Here is a 21600-nt window from a genome sequence, read left to right on the forward strand (position 1 = left end):
GGGACCCCTACCGGATCGGCATCCCCGAGATCGCCCGGGCGATCACCAGCCGCTGGATCTCGCTGGTGCCCTCGAAGATCGAGTAGATCGCGCTGTCCCGGTGCATCCGCTCCACCGGGTACTCCCGGGTGAAGCCGTTGCCGCCGAGGATCTGCATCGCCTGCGCGGTGACCCACTTCGCCGTCTCGCCCGCGTACAGCTTGGACATCGAGCCCTCGGCCGAGGTGAACGGCAGGTTGTTGGCGGCCATCCAGGAGGCCCGCCAGACCAGCAGCCGGGAGGCGTCGATCCGGGTCTTCATGTCGGCCAGCTGGAAGGCCACGCCCTGGTTGTCGATGATCGGGCGGCCGAACTGCACCCGGGTCCTCGCGTAGTCCAGCGCCACCTCGTACGCGGCCCGCGCGATGCCGATCGCCTGCGCGCCGACGGCCGGGCGCGAGGCCTCGAAGGTCGCCATCGCGGCGTTGCCCTTCCCCCCGGTGCGCTTGGCCCCCTCGCGGGCCCGGGCCAGCCGCTCGTCCAGCTTCTCCTTGCCGCCGAGCAGGCAGTGGCCGGGCACCCGGACGCCGTCCAGGACGACCTCGGCGGTGTGCGAGGCGCGGATGCCGTGCTTCTTGAACTTCTGGCCCTGGCTCAGCCCGGGCGTACCCGGCGGCACCACGAAGGAGGCCTGCCCGCGCGCGCCGAGCGCCGAGTCGACGGTGGCCACCACCACGTGGACGGCGGCGATCCCGCCGTTGGTGGCCCAGGTCTTGGTGCCGTTCAGCACCCACTCGTCCTTGGCCCCGTCGTAGACGGCCCGGGTGCGCAGCGCGGAGACGTCGGAGCCGGCGTCCGGCTCGGAGGAGCAGAACGCGGCGACCTTGACGTCGTCCGGGGTGCCGAACATCTGCGGCGCCCAGGTGCCGATCTGCTCGTCGGTGCCGTTGGCGAGCACCGCGACGGCGGCCAGCGTGGTGCCGACGATGGCCAGGCCGATGCCGGCGTCGCCCCAGAACAGCTCCTCCATGGCGATCGGGATGCCCACGCCGGAGGGGTCGAAGTACTGCTGGGCGTAGAAGTCCGGTGAGTAGATGCCGAGTTTGGCGGCCTCCTGGATGACCGGCCAGGGGGTCTCCTCGCGCTCGTCCCACTCGGCGGCGGCGGGACGCATCACGTCGGCGGCGAAGCCGTGCAGCCAGTCGCGTACGGCGAGCTGGTCCGCGCCCGGGTCCAGCGAGAACGTGCTCATGATGCCTCCGGTCGAAGTGGGGCGGGGGGCCGGTGTCGGACAGGTGTTACCGGCGGTAACATCGTCGGGAGTCTGCTACTCATAGGTAGGAAATGTCAACGCCCGCCCTCTGGCCTGAGCCCCACCGGCCGGACCAGCCAGGAGGAGCCACCCCATGCCTCCCGCCGCACCAAGCAGCCCCGGCGAGCCGCGCCGCGAGCAACTGCTCAACGCCGCCGACCGGGTGGTCCAGCGGGACGGACCGGGCGCCAGCATGAACGCCATCGCCGCCGAGGCGGGCATCACCAAGCCGATCCTCTACCGCCACTTCGGCGACCGGAACGGCCTGATCGGCGCGCTGACCGAACGCCACACCAGCGGCCTGCTCGCCGCCGTGCGGGCCGCGCTCAGCGAGCCGCTGGAGCGCCGCGACCGCGTCGAACACGTCCTGGACACCTACCTGGCCGGCATCGAGGCCCGCCCGCAGGTCTACCGGCTGCTCACCCACCCCGAGCCGGGCGACCCGAGCGGCGCGGGCAACGCGCTCGCCCCCGCCCTGCGGCAGATCGCGGAGGAGATCACCCGGGCCGTACAGAACCAGGTCGACCTCGGCGCCGAACGGGAGCTGCTCGCCGAGGCCTGGGGCCGGGGCATCACCGGCATGGTGCTGGCGGCCGGCGACTGGTGGCTGGAGAGCAGACCCTGCTCGCGCACCCGGATGGTCCAGGCCCTCGCCGACCTGCTCTGGGGCCGGCTGGCCGCCGCCGCCGACCTGCCCACCGCCGCCCTGCCGACCATCCCCGCCGAGGCACCGGCGACCGACTGAACCCTTGTGCGGGGCATGCCAGGCCCGGCATCATCGGGCCCCACCCTCCCTCCGCGAGATCCCGCGAGGTCCCGATGCGCTTGCACCGCACCGCCGTTGCCCTCCTGATCGCCGCCGCAGCAGCCCTGGCCACCACCCCGGCCGAAGCCCGGCCCGACTCCCCCCGGGCCGGGTTCCCCGTCGCCGCGGCCACCGCCGCGGACGGCCGCACCGGCCTCGCCGACGCCGACGGCCGACTGCTCGGACTGCGCGGCTTCAACCTCGACAAGTACGCCGAGGCCACCGAGGCGGACATCAGGTCACTGGCCGCCCAGGGCTTCACCCTGATCCGGGTGGCCGTCTCCTGGAACCGCCTCGAACCCGTGCGCGGCCGCCTCGACCCGGCCGAACTCCGCCGTCTGCACCGCCTGCTCGACTGGGCCGAGCGGTACGGCGTGCTCGCCCTGGTCGACTTCCACCAGGACGTCTACGGGCCGAAGTTCGGCGGCGGCGACCGCGGCATCCCGGTCTGGGCCACCCGCGACGAGGGCCTGCCGTTCACCCCCGACCCGGACGACTGGTTCGCCGGCTACTTCCAGCCCGCCGTCCAGGCCGCCTTCCGCCACCTCTACGACGACACCGACCTGCGCGCCTGGCAGGCCGACTTCTACACCCGCCTCGCCCGTGAACTGCGCGGCCACCGCTCCCTGTTGGGCTACGACCTGTTCAACGAGCCGTTCGGCCCGGTGGACGGCGACCCGACCGACCCGGCGGTCCTCGCCGCCGCCTCCGCCGCCCTCGAACAGGGCCGCCTCGCCGACATGTACCGCCGCCTGATCCGGGCCGTGCGCCAGGTGGACACCCGCGCCTGGCTGTTCGTCGAACCGACCGTCCTGGTCGGCCAGGGCGTGCCCACCCGGCTGCCCGGCTTCGCCGACCCGCGCCCCGGCGCCCCCCGGCTCGGGTACGCGCCGCACTTCTACGACACCGCCGTCGAGTCCGGCGCCGACTGGGACCCGTCCGGCGGGTTCGTCGAGCACTACACCGCCGCGATCACCGCGTACCCGGCCGCCCACCGGCTGCCCGTCCTGGTCGGCGAGTGGGGCCCGCCCGACTCCCGCACCCCGGGCAACACCCGGCTGGTCCGGGACCAGGTGGCGGCCATGGACGGCTTCGCCGCCGGCTGGGCGATGTGGTACTGGTGCCGGGGCAACGGCGGCTACTGCGCCCTCGACCCGGCCGGCCGGCCCGCCCCGGGCGACGAGCCCGCCTTCGGCCCCTACCCGACCGCCCTCGCCGGCCGCGCTCCCGCGCTCACCGCGACCGCCACCGGCCACACCCTGCGCTACACCGCCGACGGCACCGGCCACGCCACCGAACTCGCCCTGCCCGCCGCCGCGTTCCCGAACGGCGCCCGGATCACCGTCACCCCCGCCACCGCCCGGGTCGAGCTCGACCAGCCGAGCGGCGAGCACGCCGGCACCGCCCGGATCCGCCTCCCCCACGGCCGCCCGGGCACCCCGGTCACCGTCACCGTCAGCCCGCGCTGACCGCCGCGCCGACCGTTCGACGGGGCCCGCCGGGCGGGCCCCGTCACCGGAACGATCCCTAGGCCAGACCCCGGCGCACCAGCAGCGGCTCGGTCCGCGGGTCGCGCCCGACCACCGCGCGGAACGAGTCCAGCGCGTCCCGGCTGTCGCCGCGCGACAGCAGCTCGGCCCGGAACACCTCGCCGCTCTCCCGCACCGTGCGCCCGTTGCCCCGGAACCAGTCCACCGTGTCGGCGTCCAGCACCTCCGACCAGATGTACGCGTAGTAGCCCGCGCTGTAGCCGCCGGCGAAGATGTGCGCGAAGTACGTCGTCCGGTAGCGCGGCGGGATCGCCGCCACCGCGAGTCCGGCCTTCGCCAGCGCCGCGGCCTCGAACTCCTCGGCGTCCGCGATCTCCTGGCCCGCCGGCACGGTGTGCCAGGCCCAGTCCAGCAGCGCCGCCGCCAGGTACTCCACCGTCCGGAAGCCCTGCCCGAAGCCCTCGGCCGCCGCCATCCGCTCGACCTGCTCGGCCGGCAGCGGCTCGCCGGTCACGTGGTGCTTGGCGTAGTTGGCCAGCACGGCCGGCCAGACCATCCACATCTCGTTGACCTGCGAGGGGAACTCGACGAAGTCCCGCGGCACCTCGGTGCCCGCGAAGTACGGGTAGCGCACGTCGGAGAAGAGCCCGTGCAGCGCGTGCCCGAACTCGTGGAACAGCGTGCGCACCTCGTCCCAGGAGAGCAGCACCGGCTCGCCGGGCGCCGGGCGGGCGATGTTCAGGTTGTTCATCACCACCGGCCGCTTGCCCAGCAGCGTCGACTGGGTGACCAGCTCCTCCATCCAGGCGCCGCCGCGCTTGGACGCCCGGGCGTGGAAGTCCCCGAGGAACAGGCCCAGCGAGCCGCCGTCCTCCTCGAACACCTCGAAGACCCGGACGTCCGGGTGGTACGCGGTGAGGTCCGGCCGCTCGGTGAAGGTCAGCCCGTAGACCAGGCCCGCCGCGTGGAAGACGCCGTCGTGCAGCACCCGCTCCAGCTCGAAGTACGGGCGCAGCGCGGCCGCGTCCACCTGGTACGCGGACTGCCGCACCTGCTCCGAGTAGTACGCCCAGTCGTGCGCGGCGATCTCCTCGACCCCGTCGGCGGCGGCCACCTTGGCCAGCTCCGCCGCCTCGCGGGCCGCGTTGGCGACGGCCGGCGCCACCAGCCGCGGCAGCAGCGCGTCCACGGCCTCGACGCTGCCCGCGGTCTCGTCCGCCACCACGTACGCGGCGTGCGTCGGGTAGCCGAGCAGCTGCGCGCGCTCGGCGCGCAGCGCGGACATCCGGATCGCCAGCGGGCCGTTGGTGTCGACCGCGCGGCCGAGCGAGGCCGCCATCAGCCGCTCGCGCACCGAGCGGTCGGTGAGGAAGGCCAGCTCGCTCTGGTTCGAGAAGTTCTTCAGGCTCAGTACGTACGCGCCCTCGTGGCCGAGTGCCCGGCCGTTCTCCGCCGCGGCGGCGACCGCGTCCGGCGACAGCCCGTCGAGCTGCTCGACGGAGTCCAGGACCAGTGCGCGGGCCTGGCTGTCGGCCGACACGTTCTGCCGGAACGCGGTCTCGGCGGTGGCCAGTTCGGCGTTCAGCGAGCGCAGCCGCGCCTGCTCGGCGGACCCGAGCCGGGCACCGGCCCGGACGAAGCGGGTGTGCCGGCGCTCCAGCAGCCGCAGCGACTCGGCGTCCAGGCCCAGCTCGTCGCGCCGCTCGTACAGCGCCTCGACCCGGGCGAACAGCTCCGCGTCCAGGTGGATCGCGTCGGTGTGCGCGGCGATCTTCGGGCTCACCTCGGCGTCGACCCGGTCGACGCCCGGGCTCGTGTCGGAGGAGGCCTGGTTGAAGAAGACCGCGCCCACCCGCCGCAGCAGAGCACCGGAGCGCTCCAGCGCGATCAGCGTGTTGTCGAAGCTCGGCGCCTCGGGGTTGGCGGTGATCTCGGCGATCTCGGCAAGCTGGTCGGCCATGCCCCGCTCGAACGCGGGCAGGTAGTGCTCCTCCCGGATCTCGGCGAAGGGCGGCAGTTCATAGACCAGGGTGCTGGCCTTGAAGAACGGATTCTCGGTCATTTCGCCGACCCTACGCGCTGCCACCGGCGCTGCCTACGCCCCCCTGACCGACCACGCCGAGCGGCTGCCACGGGTTGTCGTACCCACCGGTTAACGTCGAGGTCGCACGCCCGTACGCCCGAGAGGAGGAGCCCGATGGCACCCCGGATCGCCCTCGTTCCCGACCCGCACGGCCCCGGCGGCCGGCTCCAGCCGCTCGACGAGGCGGGCGCACCGCTCGGCCCGCCGCTGCCCGCACCGGACCTGGCCTCCGCCGTCGCCGCCGCCGAGCGGCAGGAGGCGGTGCGCTGGGTCTGGGCGTCCGCCGACAGCGCGTACGTGCCGCTGCTGCCCCGGCTGCCGGAGCGGCTCGCCCGCTGCCACGACCTGCGGCTGGTCGAGGCGCTGCTGCTGGCCCACGAGGGCCGGTTCGGCGCCCCCCGCTCGCTCGGCGCGGCCTGGGCCCGGCTGAAGGGCCTGCCCGTCCCGGCCGATCTGCCCGAGCCCGGCTCCACCGAGTCCGGGGACGGCCAGGACACCCTGTTCGCCCCCGACCGCCTGCAACTCCCGCCCGGGGCGGACGCCCTGGCCGCCGTGGTGGCCGTGCACGCCGAGCAGCAGCGCCGGCTGGGCGCGATCGCCGACCCGGGCGCCCGGGCCCGGTTCCGGCTGCTGGTCGCCGCAGAGTCGGCCGGCGCCCTGGTGGCCGCCGAGATGGCGGACGACGGCCTGCCCTGGCGCGCCGACATCCACGACCGGCTGCTCACCGAGCTGCTCGGCCCCCGGCCGACCGTCCCCGGTACCCAGCCGAGGCTGCTCGCCGAGCTCGCCGTCGAGCTCCAGCAGTCCCTCGGCGGCCGCCCGTTCAACCCGGACTCGCACACCCAGGTGCTGCGCGCCTTCGCCGACCGCGGCATCCAGCTGGGCTCCACCCGCTCCTGGGAGCTGAAGGCGGTGGACCACCCGGCCGCGCAGCTGATGATCCGCTACAAGGAGCTGTCCCGGATCCACGCCGCGCACGGCTGGGCCTGGCAGGACGCCTGGGCGCGCGGCGGCCGGTTCCGGCCCGAGTACGTGGTCGGCGGCGTGGTCTCCGGGCGCTGGGCCAGCCGGGGCGGTGGCGCGCTGCAGATCCCGCGCATCCTGCGCCGGGCGGTGGTCGCCGACCCGGGCTGGCTGCTGGTCGTCGCCGACGCCGCCCAGCTGGAGCCGCGGGTGCTGGCCGCCCTCTCCCGGGACGCCGGACTGGCCCGCACCGCCGCCGGCGGCGACCTGTACGAGGCACTGGCCGCCTCCGCCTTCCAGGGGGACCGCGACAAGGCCAAGCTCGGCCTGCTCGGCGCCATGTACGGGCAGACCAGCGGCGACATCGGACCGCTGCTGAACACCCTGCGCCGCCGCTACCCGGCCGCGATGGGCTACGTCGAGGCGGCCGCCCGGACGGGCGAGGACGGCGGGGTGGTGCTCTCCCGGCTGGGCCGGGCCTGCCCACCGCCCTCCGCCGACTGGCTCGACCTCACCGAGGCACCGGAGAACGCCGGGGACGCTGGCGGCCGCTCGGCCCGCGCCCGGGGCCGCTTCACCCGCAACTTCGTCATCCAGGCCAGTGCTGCCGACTGGGCGCTGGCCCTGCTCGCCGCGCTGCGCCGGCGGCTGTCCGCGCTGCCGGCGCCCGGCCCGGCCGAGCGGCCGCACCTGGTGTTCTTCCAGCACGACGAGGTGGTGGTGCACACCCCGGCGAACCTCGCCGACGAGGTGGCCGCCGCCGTCGCCGAGGCGGCCGAGGAGGCCCGGCTGCTGGTGTTCGGGGACACCCCGGTGCGGTTCCCGCTGAGCACGGCGGTGGTCGACTGCTACGCCGACGCCAAGTAGCCCCCGGCGCCCGTCACACCTTGCGGAAGGCTCGGGCCTCCTCGGCCGCCGCGACCACCTCCGCCAGCGCCGCCCCGGCGGAGGCGGTGACGGCCGCCGCGACGGCCCCCTCCACGAAGGGCGCGTCCACCAGCACCGCACCGGGGCGCGGCTCGTCCTCCAGCACCGTGACGGCGGTGAGCACCGAGCTGCCGAGGTCCGGCAGCACCACCACGCCCGCCCCGCCGTCCGCCTCCGCGACGGCCCGCGCGATCAGGTCGTAGCTGGTGCCGAGCCCGCCGTCCTCCGTCCCGGCCGCCACCACCACCCGCACCGCGTCCGAGGCGAGTTCCCGCAGCAGCTCGCGCAGTCCGGCGGCCAGCTGCGCGCTGTGCGAGACCAGGACGATGCCCACGTAGTCGCTCATGCCGCCGACCCTACGACGCCCGCGCTACGCCGGGCGGGTGATCCGGGCGACCGCTCGGCCGCGTGTCGCAACCCGTGCCCGGCACCCCCGTCTGGCGTAGCGTCGGGGCAGCACCGTCTGCCGAGGGAGCGAAGCGCTTTGAAGAAGCTGATCAACACCCCGGAGAGCGTCCTGGAGGACGCGCTGGCCGGAGTCGCCGCCGCCCACCCGGAGTTGGCGGTGGACATCGCCAACCGGGTGATCACCCGGGCGGTCCGTCCGGCGGCCGCCAAGGTCGCCCTGATCTCGGGCGGCGGGTCGGGCCACGAGCCGCTGCACGGCGGCTTCGTCGGCCCCGGCATGCTGGACGCGGCCTGCCCCGGCGAGGTCTTCACCTCGCCCGTCCCGGACCAGATGCTGGCCGCCGCCAAGGCCGTGGACAGCGGCGCCGGAGTGGTCTTCGTGGTGAAGAACTACACCGGCGACGTGATGAACTTCGAGCTGGCCGCCGAGCTCGCCGCCGAGGAGGGCATCGAGGTCCGCACGGTGCTGGTCGACGACGACGTCGCGGTCGAGGACTCGACCTGGACGGCGGGCCGCCGGGGCACCGGCGCCACCGTGCTGGTGGAGAAGATCGCCGGCGCGCTGGCCGAGCGCGGCGCACCGCTGGCCGAGGTGGCCGAGGTGGGCGAGCAGGTCGACGCGGCCTCCCGCTCCTTCGCCGTCGCGCTGACCGCGGCGACCGTCCCGGCGGCCGGCAAGCCCGGCTTCGACCTGCCGGAGGACGAGATCGAGGTCGGCGTCGGCATCCACGGCGAGCCCGGCCGGCGCCGCGAGAAGCTCCGCCCGGCCCGGGAGCTGGCGGCCGAGGTGGTGGACACCGTGCTCGCCGACCACCACCTGAGCGCCGGCGACGAGGTGATCGTCCTGCTGAACGGCCTCGGCGCGACGCCGCTGCTGGAGCTGTACATCGTCTTCGGCGAGGTCGCCGCCCGGTTGTCCGGGCGCGGCATCACCATCGCCCGCAGCCTGGTCGGCAACTACGTGACCAGCCTGGACATGGCGGGCTTCTCGCTCACCCTGACGAAGGCGGACGCCCGGCTGCTGGAGCTGTGGGACGCCCCCGTCGACACCCCCGCCCTCAAGCGGGCCTGAGCACGGGAGGGACGGGAACCCCATGGACTTCGACACCGACCTGGCCGAGGCCTGGATCCGCGCCGTCGCCGCCGCCGTCGAACAGCGGCGCGGCGAGCTGACGGAGCTGGACTCGGCGATCGGCGACGGCGACCACGGCAGCAACCTCCAGCGCGGCTTCTCCGCCGTGCTGGAAGCCCTGGACGGCGGAGAAGCGGACAGCCCGGGCGCGCTGCTGACCAGGACCGGCGGGACGCTGATCTCCAAGGTCGGCGGCGCCTCCGGCCCGCTGTACGGCAAGGCCTTCCGCGCGCTGGGCGCCACCCTGGACGGCCCGGCCGCCGATCCGGCCGCGCTCGGCGAGGCGCTGGCGGCGGGCCTCGCGGCGATCCGCGCCCTCGGCAGGGCCGAGCCCGGCGACAAGACCATCGTGGACGCGTACACCCCGGCGCTGGCCGCCTACCGGCAGGCGGTGGAGGCCGGCGAGGGCCTGCCGCAGGCCGTCGGCGCCGCCGCCGACGCGGCCGAACAGGGCGCGCGGGACACCGTGCCGCTCCAGGCCCGCAAGGGCCGCGCCTCCTACCTGGGCCCGCGCAGCATCGGCCACCAGGACCCGGGCGCGACCTCCACCGCCCTGCTCTTCCGCGCCCTCGCGGAGGTCACCGCGAGCCGGTCGCACCCTGGAGCCGGTCGGTCCGGGTGATCAGCAGCAGCAGCGCGTCGTCCCGCAGCTCCCCGCCGGTGTGATCCAGCAGGTCGGCGTAGACCCGGCCGACCGCCGCCTCCAGCTCCGCCGAGGAGCGGGCCGCGTCCCGGACCAGCGGGCCGACCCGCTCCGCCAGCGGGTAGAAATCGCCGTTGCGCCGGTGCCGGGCCTCGATCACCCCGTCCGTGCAGAGCACCAGGACGTCCTGGTCCCCGAACGGCTGGCCCCAGGTGGTGGGCTCGCCCGCGGCCAGCCGGCCGAGGCCGAGCGGCACCCACGGGTCGGGGGCGTGCAGCACGTGCACGCCCCCGTCCGGTTCCACCCGGATCGGCGGCACGTGCCCGTACTGCAGCAGCTCCATCACCTCCGGGGTGCGGAACTCGGCGAACAGCGCGGTGGTGAACTCCCCGTCCGGCGCGTGCCGCTCGACGCTGGCCTCGATCCGCTCGGCCACCCCGCGCAGCCCGGCCTCGTCGTACGCGGCCTCCCGGAAGGCACCGAGCACCACGGCGGCGGTCTGTACCGCGCCGAGTCCCTTGCCCCGGACGTCGCCGACCACCACCCGGGTGCCGTGCGGGGTCTCCAGCACCGAGTAGAGGTCCCCGCCGATGCGTGAGGCGTCGGCGGCGGAGACGTAGCGCACCGCCAGGTGCAGCGGCCCGACCACCGGTCCGGGCAGCCGCAGCAGTGCCCGTTGGGCGGCCTCGGCGACCGAGCTGACCGCCGCGAAGGCCGCCGCCCGCCGCATCCTGATCTTGGCCACCCAGGCGGAGAACACCGTCAGCAGCATGTAACTGAGCATCGCGCCGTAGAGGAAGCGCTCGTCGCTGAGGGTGTCGACCTGGTCGTAGTGGCTGAGCCCGAACACCGCGAAGAGGCCGAACGAGCAGACCAGCAGCAGTTCGAGCGGCTTGAGGGTGAGCGCGGCGATGGTCGGGACGACGATCATCAGCGGCGCCAGGTAGCGGTCCTTGCCGGAGATCAGGTCCGCGAGCGCCACCGCCATGATGGAGAGCCCCGCGGGTGCGGCCCGCCGCCAGAACGGCACGTCCTGCAGGTCGGCGGCCAGCAGGGCGCCGCGCCGCTTGCCCTCCGGCAGCCCGGAGTACGGCGGGGCCGCAGGCGACTGGGGTCGGCGGTTCGGTGACACATATCGAACATAACGGACGGCCAGGAACCCTACCCACCCACCCTCGGGGGGCGCCCGCGCACGCCCGCCCGCCCTCCGGTCGACCCGCACGACACATCAGGCCATTCAGTACCTAAATGTCCTATTTGTCATACAGTGCGACCAAAGCGGCTACGCAAGGGAGGCCATGCCCGGTGTCCGGATACCGCAACACCTCACACCTCGCCGATCCACCGACCCGTAGGACGGCACGCCCCGACCAGTGGCTCAGGGTCTTCCTGGTCGGCCTGCTGCTCTGGGCCGCCACCGCCGCCGTCACCTTCCTCACCGACAACAGCAACCTCGTCCCGACGATCGTGCTGCTCGGCAGCTTCCTCGTCCCGGCCACCGTGGTGGTCTGGGCCCACGAGCGCTACGCCACCGACCTGGGCGCCGACCGGATCCTCGCCTGCTTCGGCATCGGCGGCATCATCGGCGTGCTGGGCGCCTCGGTCCTGGAGAGCTACCTACTCTCCCCCTCGGTCTGGATGTACCTGGGCGTGGGCCTGATCGAGGAGGCGGTCAAGCTGGCCGCCCTGGTCGTGGTGTGCCGGCGGCTGCGGGTGAGCGGACTGCGCTACGGGCTGGTGCTCGGCGCCACGGTCGGCGCGGGCTTCGCCGCCTTCGAGAGCGCCGGATACGCGTTCAACGCGGTGCTGAGCATCCAGGGGCTCTCGCTCAAGGCCCTGGTCGAGACGGAAATCCTGCGCGGCGTACTGGCCCCGGTCGGCCACATCCTGTGGACCGCGATCCTCGGCGGCGCCCTCTTCCGCGAGCGGCGCGGCGGCCGCTTCCGCCTCACCGTGCCCGTCCTGGCCACCTACCTGGGCGTCGCCCTGCTGCACGCGCTCTGGGACAGCATGAGCGGCATCGCGGTCTGGCTGGTCGCCAGGACCACGACCACCGAGTGGCAGCGCGCCCTGTTCGACCTCGGCTACATGCCGGACCCGACCGACCGGCAGGTCCACCTCTTCACCTTCTACGACACCGCCGGCCTGGTCGTGGTCTCGCTGGGCGGGCTGATCTGGCTGCGGCTGCTGGTCCGCGGTGAGAAAGCCGCCCCGATCCCGGCCCAACAGCCGTCGGCCCCCGCCTAGGCACTGTCCGGCCCCAACCCCCGGATGCCCCGGGCCACCGGCCCGCCGCGCCCGAATCCGCCCGCCCCGCGGCGCGGATTCGGGCGCAGCGTGTTCAGGCGAATACGCTCTGCACTCGGATCGCATCCCGATGTGATCCACGACGCACCACCCACTACTCCCAGGAATACCCCTTGGGGGTATGGTGTTGTCAGAATCAGAGCCCGGGCGCGAAAGGCCCGCGGCCGGACAGACCTTCCGGAGGCCCCGATGTCCAGCACCATCACCTACACCGTGACCGGCATGAGCTGCGGCCACTGCGAGAACTCGGTCAGCAAGGAGCTCTCCTCCCTGACCGGTGTGACCGAGGTGGCCGCCGACGCCAAGGCCGGCACCGTGACGGTCTCCTCCGCCGCCCCGCTGGACGACGAGCAGATCCGCGCCGCCGTCGACGAGGCCGGCTACGAGCTGGTCGGCCGGTCCGCCTGATCCCGCTGCCGTACCGCGGGGGCCGAACCGGAGGGACCCGGCGCCCCCGCCGTACGCTCTCATCAAGGAGCTGATCAGCATGAGCACCTCCACACCGGGCGCCACCGCCCCGGGTGCGGCCGCCGGCATAGGCGGCCAGAGCGCCGAGGGCGCCCAGGCGGCCGTGCGGGACCGCGTCGAACTGTCGATCGGCGGGATGACCTGCGCCTCGTGCGCGGCCCGGATCGAGAAGAAGCTCAACCGGATGGACGGCGTCGAGGCCACCGTCAACTACGCGACCGAGAAGGCCCGGGTCGAATTCGGGCCCGGGGTGAGCGTCGCCGACCTCATCGCCACCGTCGAGAACACCGGGTACACCGCCGAACCGCCCCCGCCGCCGGTCTCCGCCGCCCCCTCCGCCGAGGCCGCCGCGCCCGCCGAGCCGGTCGTCGACCCGCTGCTCGACCGCCTGCTGATCAGCGCCGTCCTCAGCATCCCGGTGGTCATGCTGTCGATGATCCCCTCCCTGCAGTTCACCAACTGGCAGTGGCTGGCCTTCGCCCTCACCGGCCCGGTGGTCGTGTACGGCGGGCTCCCCTTCCACCGGGCCGCCTGGACCAACCTCAAGCACGGCGCCGCGACCATGGACACCCTGGTCTCGCTGGGCACCCTGGCCGCCTTCGGCTGGTCCTTCTGGGCACTGTTCTGGGGCCACGCGGGCATGCCCGGGATGCGGCACGAGTTCTCGCTCGCGATCGGCGACAGCGACGCCTCCTCGACCCTCTACCTGGAGACCGCCGCCGCCGTCACCGTCCTGATCCTGCTCGGCCGCTACCTGGAGGCCCGCTCCAAGCGCCGGGCCGGCGCCGCCCTGCACGCCCTGCTCGACCTCGGCGCCAAGGACGTGGCCGTCCTCCAGCAGGGCCGCGAGATCCGGATCCCCGTCTCCCAGCTGGCCGTCGGCACCCGCTTCGTGGTCCGCCCCGGCGAGAAGATCGCCACCGACGGCGTGGTCGTCGAGGGCGCCTCCGCGGTGGACGCCTCGATGCTGACCGGCGAGTCCGTGCCCGTCGAGGTCGCGGTCGGCGACCCCGTCACCGGCGCCACCGTCAACGCCGGCGGCCGCCTGGTGGTCGAGGCCACCCGGATCGGCGCCGACACCCAGCTGGCCCGGATGGCCCGGATGGTCGAGGAGGCCCAGAACGGCAAGGCCGCCGCCCAGCGGCTCGCCGACCGGATCTCCGCCGTCTTCGTCCCGGTCGTCATCCTGATCGCGCTGGGCACCCTGGTCGGCTGGCTGCTGGTCACCAGCAGCCCCACCGAGGCGTTCACCGCCGCCGTCGCCGTCCTGATCATCGCCTGCCCGTGCGCCCTCGGCCTGGCCACCCCGACCGCGCTGATGGTCGGCACCGGGCGCGGCGCCCAGCTGGGCATCCTGATCAAGGGCCCCGAGGTCCTGGAGACCACCCGCAGGGTGGACACCATCGTCCTCGACAAGACCGGCACCGTGACCACCGGCCGGATGGCGCTCGCCGCCGTCCACACCGCCGAGGGCGTCACCGAGACCGAGGTACTGCGCCTGGCCGGCGCCCTGGAGCACGCCTCCGAGCACCCGATCGCCGCCGCGATCGCCGCGGCCGCCGCCGAGCGGACGGGTGAACTGCCCGCCGTCGAGGGCTTCGAGAACATCCCCGGCCTCGGCGTACAGGGCGTCGTCGAGGGCCACGCCGTGGTCGCCGGGCGCGAGGCGCTGCTGGCCGACTGGTCCCAGCAGCTGCCCGAGCCGCTGAAGGCCGCCAAGGCCGCCGCCGAGGCCGCCGGGCGCACCGCCGTGGCGGTCGGCTGGGACGGCAGCGCGCGGGCCGTCCTGGAGGTCGCCGACGCGGTCAAGCCGACCAGCGCCGCGGCGATCACCGAGCTGCGGGCGCTGGGCCTGCGGCCGGTCCTGCTGACCGGCGACAACCGGCTCGTCGCCGAGGCCGTCGCGGCCGAGGTCGGCATCGCCGCGCAGGACGTGATCGCCGAGGTGCTGCCGGAGGACAAGGTCGAGACCGTCAAGCGGCTGCAGGCCGAGGGCCGGTCGGTCGCGATGGTCGGCGACGGGGTCAACGACGCCGCCGCCCTCGCCCAGGCCGACCTGGGCCTGGCCATGGGCACCGGCACCGACGCCGCCATCGAGGCCGGCGACCTCACCCTGGTCCGCGGCGACCTCCGCTCGGCCGCCGACGCGATCCGGCTCTCCCGGCGCACCCTGGCCACCATCAGGGGCAACCTGTTCTGGGCCTTCGGCTACAACGTCGCGGCGATCCCGCTCGCCGCGGCCGGGCTGCTCAACCCGATGATCGCCGGTGCCACGATGGCCTTCTCCTCGGTCTTCGTGGTCACCAACAGCCTCCGGCTGCGGCGCTTCCGGGCCGCCTGAGCCCGCCCGGGCCCGCCTCCGCCGAGGGGCCCGTACCGCGCCGCGCGGTACGGGCCCCTCGGCGTGCGGTGGCCGCTCAGCGGCCGAGCAGCTCGCCACCGTTGCAGTGCAGGATCTCGCCGGTGATGAACCCGGCCTCGGAGGAGGCCAGGAAGTAGACCGCCGCCGCGACCTCGCCGGTCTCCCCGACCCGCCCCAGCAGCGTCCGCGCCGCCCGGCGGGAGACCTCGGCCTCGTCCAGCCGCGGCCCGAAGAACTCGGTGCCCGCCACCGTCCCCGGGGCGACGATGTTGGCGGTGATGCCCGAGGTGCCGAGCTGCGCCGCCAGGAAGTGGTTCCAGGCGTGCAGCGAGGCCTTGGCGGCCCCGAACGAGCCGGCGCCGCGCAGGGCGGCGATCGAGCTGATGGTGACCACCCTGCCGGAGCCGGGGGTGAGCCGGTCGCGGATGGACTCGGTGAGCAGCACCACGGTCAGCACGTTGCGCTCGAAGTCGCCGCGCCAGCGGGCCAGCAGGGCGTGCGGCCCGGCGCCGATCACGGTCTCCCGGCTGCCGGCGTTGTTCACCAGCACGTCGATCCGCTCGGGCAGTTCGGCGAGCGCCGCCTCGACCGCGTCCGGGTCGGCGAGGTCGCAGACCAGCGTGGTGACGTTCGGCCCCAGGTCGGCCGCGGCCTTCTCCAGCACCGCCCGCCGGCGGCCGACGATCACGACCCGTTCGCCCGCCTCGGCGAACCGCCGCGCCACCTCGTACCCGATCCCCGTGCCACCGCCGGTGACAACGACGTTCCTGGCCATCTGCGCACTCCCTCCCCAGTTCCGCCGCCACGCTGCGAGGGTGCGGGACGGTCCGTACCGGAATGCCACGATTCCTATCACGCTCGGTTGCCGTGACTGCGGGGAGGGTGACGTCGTCCGCGGTGGATGATGTGGTATGGGCGCGACACCGGGCGGACACGGAGCGTGGCGAGAGGCAGCTCACACCCCCCGGGCGTAACTTCTCGCACCCTGATACGTCTTAGGTTGGTAGTGCGGCAGTTTTTATCGGTGGGCGGCGGCGTGGCGAACGGCTTCACGCCACCGCGGGACACCACTGCCGCCGACGGGGCTCCGGCGGGCCCCGGGTCGGTCGCCCACTCTCGGCGGCCTTCGCGCACGGCGCCGGGGTGTGGCGGGCCAGGGACGCTTTGAGCGGCCGTCCCGGGCTGCACCGCCCCGGAGTCGTGCGCCGTACGTTTCCGCTCCGCCCCGCCGCCCGCGCGGGTGGACGCGCGAGGGCCCGGCCGCACAGTGCGGCCGGGCCCTTTCGGCGCAGGTGTCGGCGCGGGTGTCAGCGGTCGCCGAGGGCGACGTAGTCACGGATCGCGGTGCCCGTGTAGATCTGCCGCGGGCGGCCGATCCGGCTGGTCGGGTCGTTGATCATCTCGTGCCAGTGGGCGATCCAGCCCGGCAGCCGGCCGAGGGCGAACAGCACGGTGAACATGCTGGTCGGGAAGCCCATGGCGCGGTAGATCAGGCCGGTGTAGAAGTCCACGTTCGGGTACAGCTTGCGCGAGATGAAGAAGTCGTCGTTGAGCGCGTGCTCCTCGAGCTTCAGCGCGATGTCGAGCAGCTCGTCGGACTTGCCGAGCTGGCCGAGCACCTCGTGCGCCAGGAGCTTGACCTGCGCGGCGCGCGGGTCGAACGCCTTGTACACGCGGTGGCCGAAGCCCATCAGCTTGACGCCGTCCTCGCGGTTCTTCACCTTGCGAATGAACGAGTCGACGTCGCCGCCGTCCTGCTGGATGCTCTCCAGCATCTCCAGCACGGCCTGGTTGGCGCCACCGTGCAGCGGGCCCCAGAGCGCCGAGATGCCGGCCGAGATGGAGGCGAACTGGTTGGCGTGGCTGGAGCCCACCAGGCGGACCGTGGAGGTCGAGCAGTTCTGCTCGTGGTCCGCGTGCAGGATCAGCAGCTTGTCCAGCGCGTTGACGATGACCGGGTTGATCTCGTAGTCCTGAGCCGGGACCGCGAAGGTCATCCGGAGGAAGTTCTCCACGTAGCTCAGGTCGTTGCGCGGGTAGACGAACGGCTGGCCGACCGACTTCTTGTACGCGTAGGCCGCGATCGTCGGCAGCTTCGCCAGCAGGCGGACCGTCGACAGGTGGCGCTGGGCGGCGTCGAACGGGTTGTGGCTGTCCTGGTAGAAGGTGGACAGCGCACCGACCACCGACGACAGCATCGCCATCGGGTGGGCGTCGCGCGGGAAGCCCTGGTAGAAGCGCTTGACGTCCTCGTGCAGCAGGGTGTGCTGGGTGATCTCGGTGTTGAACTCCGCCAGCTGGTCGGCCGTCGGCAGCTCACCGTTGATCAGGAGGTACGCGGTCTCGATGAAGCTGGCCTGCTCGGCGAGCTGCTCGATCGGGTAGCCGCGGTACCGCAGGATGCCGTTGTCGCCGTCCACGAAGGTGATCGCGGACTTGTACGCGGCGGTGTTACCGAAGCCGTTGTCCAGGGTGACCAGGCCGGTCTGCGGGAGCAGCTTCGAGATGTCGAAGCCGGCGTTGCCCGCAGTGCTCTCGACGACGGGGTACTCGTACTCGCCGTCCTGGTACCGCAGTACTACCGAGTTGTCGCTCACGTCTTCCTCACCGACGAAATGAATCCTCTTCCAAGGTGCCCTGACTGTCTCTACCATCCCCCATCTGGAGGACAGTCGCGCACCCGGGGTGGCCCGAAAGGAGCCGCCCCTACAAAACCTGCCGCCGCAGCCGGTACGAACCGGACAAGATCGGCACCACACTAGGCTCTGCCGTAAATCTCTTCACGTCAAGAGAACATTAGAGGCAACCATCCGTTGGAGAATCATCCAGCTGCCAGTCGATGGTCCAGCGCGGCGTGCCTCCGACCTGCACTGACGGCCCGAACGGCCTGGGCGATCGCCTTGCGTGACCCCACCAGCACAACGAGTTTCCGTGCCCTGGTCACAGCGGTGTAGAGCAGGTTCCGCTGGAGCATCGTCCATGCGGACGTGGTGACCGGAATCACCACCACCGGGTACTCGCTGCCCTGCGAGCGGTGGATCGTCACCGCGTACGCGTGCGCCAGCTCGTCCAGCTCGTCGAAGTCGTACGGCACCTCCTCGTCCTCGTCGGTGAGCACCGTCAGGCGCTGGTCGTCCACGCTGAGCGACGTCACCACTCCCACGGTGCCGTTGAAGACGCCGTTCCGCCCCTTGTCGTAGTTGTTCCTGATCTGCGTGACCTTGTCCCCCACCCGGAAGGTCCGCCCGCCGAACCGGCGCTCCGCCAGCCCCTCCCTGGCCGGCGTCACCGCCGCCTGCAGCAGCGTGTTCAGGTTGCCCGCCCCCGCCGGCCCCCGGTGCATCGGCGCCAGCACCTGCACCTCCCGCCGCGCGTCGAAGCCGAACCGCTGCGGGATCCGCCGCGCCACCACGTCCACCGTCAGCCCGGCCGCCCGCTCGGCGTCGTCCTCCACGAACAGGAAGAAGTCCGTCATGCCCTCGGTCAGCGGCGGCAGCCCCTCGTTGATCCGGTGCGCGTTGGTCACCACCCCCGACTGCTGCGCCTGCCGGAAGATCCTGGTCAACCGGACCGACGGGATCGGACCGCCCTGCGCCAGCAGATCCCGCAGCACCTCGCCGGCGCCGACCGACGGCAGCTGGTCCACGTCCCCCACGAACAGCAGGTGCGCCCCCGGCGCCACCGCCTTGACCAGCTTGTTCGCCAGGATCAGATCCAGCATCGAGGCCTCGTCCACCACCACCAGATCGGCGTCCAGCGGGCGGTCCCGGTCGTAGGCCGCGTCACCGCCGGGCCGCAGCTCCAGCAGCCGGTGCACCGTCGACGCCTCCACCCCGGTCAGCTCCGACAGCCGCTTCGCCGCCCGGCCCGTCGGCGCCGCCAGCACCACCTTCGCCCGCTTCGCCAGCGCCAGCGCCACGATCGACTTCACCGTGAACGACTTGCCGCAGCCCGGACCGCCCGTCAGCACGGCGACCTTCTCGGTCAGCGCCAACCGCACCGACTGCTCCTGCTCCGGCGCCAGGTCCGCCCCCGTCCGCTTGGCCAGCCAGCCCAGCGCCGCCGGCCAGTCCACGTCCGCGAACCACGGCATCCGGTCCGAATCCGCCCGCAGCAGCCGCAGCAGCTGGTTGGCGAGCGAGATCTCCGCCCGGTGGAACGGCACCAGGTACACCGCGGTGATCGACTCGCCGCCGTCCCCCGGCACCGCCTCCCGCACCACCCCCTCCGCCGCCACCAGCTCCGCCAGGGAGTCGATCACCAGCCCGACATCCACCTGGAGCAGCTTCACCCCGTCCGCGATCAGCCGCTCCTCCGGCAGGTAGCAGTGCCCCTGATCGGTGCTCTGCGACAGCGCGTACTGCAGCCCCGCCTTCACCCGCTCCGGGCTGTCGTGCGGAATGCCCACCGCCTGCGCGATCCGGTCGGCCGTCAGGAAGCCGATGCCCCACACGTCCGAGGCCAGCCGGTACGGCTCGTTCTTCACCACCCCGATCGAGGCGTCCCCGTACTGCTTGAAGATCCGCACCGCCAGGGACGTCGACACCCCCACCCCCTGCAGGAAGACCATCACCTCCTTGATGGACTTCTGCTCCTCCCAGGCCGCCGCGATCTTCTTCGTCCGCTTCGGCCCCAGCCCGGGCACCTCGATCAGCCGGCCCGGCTCGGTCTCGATCACCTCCAGGGTGTCCACCCCGAACCGCTCCACGATCCGCTCCGCGAACCGCGGCCCGATCCCCTTGATCAACCCCGAGCCGAGGTAGCGCTGGATGCCCTGGATCGTGGCCGGCAGCACCGTCGTGTAGTTCTCCACCACGAACTGCTTGCCGTACTGCGGGTGCGACCCCCACCGCCCGTGCAGCCGCAGCGACTCCCCCGGCTGCGCCCCCAGCAGCGCGCCCACCACCGTCAGCAGGTCGTTCCCGCCACGCCCGGTGTCCACCCGGGCCACGGTGTAGCCCGTGTCCTCGTTGGCGTACGTGATCCGCTCCAGCACGCCCTCGACCTCGGCGAGCTGGCGCGGCGGGCTCGCCTGGCCGTCCTGTGTCTGCCTGGCCACCGGGGCCCCCTTTACCGGTACGGGTGCACCATCCGCTACGCACCGTACCGCCCGGGTGCGACAAGCCGTCTCCCGGTGCCACCCTGGGAGTGGCAGAGGGGGGCATCGCCCGCGCCCGTGCCACCGGCGGGCCCGCCCAAGGAGCAGTGCCAGCATGCTCACCACCGCCTTCGTCCCCGGCTCCCCCAACTGGCTCGACCTCGGCAGCCCCGACACCGGGGCCTCCGCCGACTTCTACACCGGCCTGTTCGGCTGGACCTTCACCTCCCCCGGCCCCGGGGCGGGCGGCTACGGCTTCCTCCAGCAGGAGGGCCGGACGGTCGCGGCGCTCGGCCCGCTCACCGAGGAGGGCGCGAAGCCCGCCTGGACCGTCTACTTCCGCACCGTCGACGCGGACCGCACCACCGAGCTCGTGGTGAAGGCCGGCGGCCGGGTCCGGTTCAACCCGTTCGACGTCCTCACGGCCGGCCGGATGGGCGGCTACACCGACCCCACCGGGGCCGAGTTCGCCGTCTGGCAGCCGCACGACACCCCCGGCCTGGACGCCGTCACGGAGCAGGGCACCTTCTGCTGGGCCGAGTGCTACAGCGTCGACGCCGAGGCCGCGAAGGCGTTCTACCGCACGGTCTTCGGCTGGCAGGAGCAGGACGTACCGGTCGACGGCCTCATGTACACCGTGCTCACACCGGCCGGCGGCGGCACCGCCGACGCCCTGGGCGGCATCATGCAGCTCGGCCCCGAGCACACCGCCGCCGGCACCGGCTCGCACTGGCTCCCCTACTTCGAGGTGCCCGACGTCGACGCGTGCCTGGCCACCGCCGAACGGCTCGGCGCCACCCCCCGGATCCCGGCGATCGACGTCCACGGCGTCGGCCGCCTCGCCCAGCTGATCGACCCGCACGGCGCCGTCTTCGCCGTCATCACCAGCGCGGCGCCGGGCGGGTGACACCGGATCACCCCGTCAGGGGGCGCGGACGGCCGCTGAGCGGCCCGTCCCCGCCTCCTCCGGGGCGTGAGGGCCGGCGGGGAGGGGCAGGCGAGACACCGGGGCCGCACGGGGGCCCTGCGGGCCGCCGCCTACGCTGTGATCATGAACGACCTGACAATCCGCCGCGCCACCTCCGACGACCTGCCCGCGATCGTGGCCATGCTCGCCGACGACCCGCTGGGCGCCACCCGCGAGAGCCCCGACGACCTCAGCCCGTACCGGGCCGCCTTCGCCCGGATCGACACCGACCCGCAGCAGCACCTGGTCGTCGCCGAACGCGCCGGCCGGACCATCGGCACCCTCCAGCTGACCGTCGTCCCCGGCCTCTCCCGGAAGGGCTCGACCCGGACCATCATCGAGGGTGTCCGGATCCACGCCGACGAACGCGGTACGGGCCTCGGCAGCGAGCTGATCACCTGGGCGATCGACCGCTCCCGCGAACTCGGCGCCGACCTGGTCCAGCTCACCTCCGACGCGACCCGCACCGACGCCCACCGCTTCTACGAGCGCCTCGGTTTCGTCCAGTCGCACTTCGGGTTCAAGCTCGCGCTGTAACTTCGGGACACGTGAATTCGGGGAAAACGCAGAGAAGCCCTGACCGGTGACCGGTCAGGGCTTCTCTGGAATGATTGTTCGGCGGCGTCCTACTCTCCCACAGGGTCCCCCCTGCAGTA

General features: G+C 73.4%; 17 protein-coding genes. 10 read left to right on the forward strand and 7 right to left on the reverse strand.

The features are described from left to right. Positions 1 to 7: 7 nt before the first annotated feature. Positions 8 to 1231, reverse strand: a complete 1224-nt coding sequence (locus tag ACFVVX_RS06035) for an acyl-CoA dehydrogenase family protein (RefSeq protein WP_387941871.1) — start codon at positions 1229 to 1231, stop codon at positions 8 to 10. A 154-nt stretch (positions 1232 to 1385) separates the two neighbouring features. Here ACFVVX_RS06035 and ACFVVX_RS06040 point away from each other — a divergent pair, with 154 nt between their 5' ends. Both ACFVVX_RS06040 and ACFVVX_RS06045 read left to right on the forward strand, forming a co-directional pair. Beyond that, complete coding sequence (locus ACFVVX_RS06040; protein WP_387941873.1) at positions 1386 to 2036, forward strand: TetR family transcriptional regulator; 651 nt, start codon at positions 1386 to 1388, stop codon at positions 2034 to 2036. Between the two features lie 74 nt (positions 2037 to 2110). Continuing rightward, the gene (locus ACFVVX_RS06045) at positions 2111 to 3565 is read left to right on the forward strand and encodes a cellulase family glycosylhydrolase (protein ID WP_387941875.1); all 1455 of its coding nucleotides are present in this window, start codon (positions 2111 to 2113) and stop codon (positions 3563 to 3565) included. Positions 3566 to 3623: 58 nt separating this feature from the next. Here the strand turns inward: ACFVVX_RS06045 and ACFVVX_RS06050 are convergent, their stop codons facing one another. Next, complete coding sequence (locus ACFVVX_RS06050; protein ID WP_387941876.1) at positions 3624 to 5648, reverse strand: M3 family metallopeptidase; 2025 nt, start codon at positions 5646 to 5648, stop codon at positions 3624 to 3626. A gap of 135 nt (positions 5649 to 5783) precedes the next feature. Here ACFVVX_RS06050 and ACFVVX_RS06055 point away from each other — a divergent pair, with 135 nt between their 5' ends. Continuing rightward, positions 5784 to 7499 carry a bifunctional 3'-5' exonuclease/DNA polymerase gene (locus ACFVVX_RS06055; RefSeq protein WP_387941878.1) on the forward strand — a complete coding sequence of 572 codons (1716 nt, stop codon included), beginning with the start codon at positions 5784 to 5786 and terminating at the stop codon, positions 7497 to 7499. A 13-nt stretch (positions 7500 to 7512) separates the two neighbouring features. Here the strand turns inward: ACFVVX_RS06055 and dhaM are convergent, their stop codons facing one another. Then, entirely contained in the window at positions 7513 to 7905 is a 393-nt protein-coding gene (gene dhaM / locus ACFVVX_RS06060) for a dihydroxyacetone kinase phosphoryl donor subunit DhaM (RefSeq protein ID WP_387941880.1), read from the reverse strand. Positions 7906 to 8043: 138 nt separating this feature from the next. On the opposite strand from dhaM, the gene dhaK reads away from it, so the two are divergent. Continuing rightward, entirely contained in the window at positions 8044 to 9039 is a 996-nt protein-coding gene (gene dhaK / locus ACFVVX_RS06065) for a dihydroxyacetone kinase subunit DhaK (RefSeq protein ID WP_387941882.1), read from the forward strand. A gap of 22 nt (positions 9040 to 9061) precedes the next feature. After that, positions 9062 to 9721, forward strand: a complete 660-nt coding sequence (gene dhaL / locus ACFVVX_RS06070; protein WP_387941884.1) for a dihydroxyacetone kinase subunit DhaL — start codon at positions 9062 to 9064, stop codon at positions 9719 to 9721. On the opposite strand, the gene ACFVVX_RS06075 is transcribed toward dhaL, so the two are convergent. Continuing rightward, complete coding sequence (locus tag ACFVVX_RS06075) at positions 9678 to 10874, reverse strand: PP2C family protein-serine/threonine phosphatase (protein WP_387941886.1); 1197 nt, start codon at positions 10872 to 10874, stop codon at positions 9678 to 9680. The two genes, dhaL and ACFVVX_RS06075, sit on opposite strands and share 44 nt — an antisense overlap. Before the next feature lie 173 nt (positions 10875 to 11047). On the opposite strand from ACFVVX_RS06075, the gene ACFVVX_RS06080 reads away from it, so the two are divergent. The 3 genes from ACFVVX_RS06080 to ACFVVX_RS06090 all read left to right on the forward strand — a co-directional run bounded on the left by ACFVVX_RS06080 (position 11048) and on the right by ACFVVX_RS06090 (position 14858). After that, complete coding sequence (locus ACFVVX_RS06080; RefSeq protein ID WP_387941888.1) at positions 11048 to 11989, forward strand: PrsW family intramembrane metalloprotease; 942 nt, start codon at positions 11048 to 11050, stop codon at positions 11987 to 11989. Between the two features lie 249 nt (positions 11990 to 12238). Then, positions 12239 to 12457, forward strand: coding sequence for a heavy-metal-associated domain-containing protein (locus tag ACFVVX_RS06085; RefSeq protein WP_387941890.1), 219 nt, complete (start codon positions 12239 to 12241; stop codon positions 12455 to 12457). 79 nt (positions 12458 to 12536) lie between these two features. Further along, on the forward strand, positions 12537 to 14858 hold the full coding sequence (locus ACFVVX_RS06090) for a heavy metal translocating P-type ATPase (protein ID WP_387941892.1): 2322 nt from the start codon (positions 12537 to 12539) through the stop codon (positions 14856 to 14858). A 76-nt stretch (positions 14859 to 14934) separates the two neighbouring features. Here the strand turns inward: ACFVVX_RS06090 and ACFVVX_RS06095 are convergent, their stop codons facing one another. The 3 genes from ACFVVX_RS06095 to ACFVVX_RS06105 form a co-directional block, all read right to left on the reverse strand. After that, a complete protein-coding gene (locus tag ACFVVX_RS06095) occupies positions 14935 to 15654 on the reverse strand; it encodes an SDR family NAD(P)-dependent oxidoreductase (protein WP_387941894.1) in 720 nt (239 codons plus the stop codon). A gap of 532 nt (positions 15655 to 16186) precedes the next feature. Beyond that, entirely contained in the window at positions 16187 to 17476 is a 1290-nt protein-coding gene (locus ACFVVX_RS06100; RefSeq protein WP_387941896.1) for a citrate synthase, read from the reverse strand. Between the two features lie 224 nt (positions 17477 to 17700). Next, complete coding sequence (locus tag ACFVVX_RS06105; protein ID WP_387941898.1) at positions 17701 to 19938, reverse strand: ATP-dependent RecD-like DNA helicase; 2238 nt, start codon at positions 19936 to 19938, stop codon at positions 17701 to 17703. Between the two features lie 154 nt (positions 19939 to 20092). On the opposite strand from ACFVVX_RS06105, the gene ACFVVX_RS06110 reads away from it, so the two are divergent. Next, entirely contained in the window at positions 20093 to 20884 is a 792-nt protein-coding gene (locus ACFVVX_RS06110) for a VOC family protein (RefSeq protein ID WP_387941900.1), read from the forward strand. A 144-nt stretch (positions 20885 to 21028) separates the two neighbouring features. Continuing rightward, a complete protein-coding gene (locus ACFVVX_RS06115) occupies positions 21029 to 21481 on the forward strand; it encodes a GNAT family N-acetyltransferase (protein ID WP_387941902.1) in 453 nt (150 codons plus the stop codon). The last annotated feature ends 119 nt before the right edge of the window (positions 21482 to 21600 follow it).

Origin of the sequence: Kitasatospora sp. NPDC058170 (assembly GCF_042883905.1) — a bacterium.
Taxonomy (GTDB): Bacteria; Actinomycetota; Actinomycetes; order Streptomycetales; family Streptomycetaceae; genus Kitasatospora.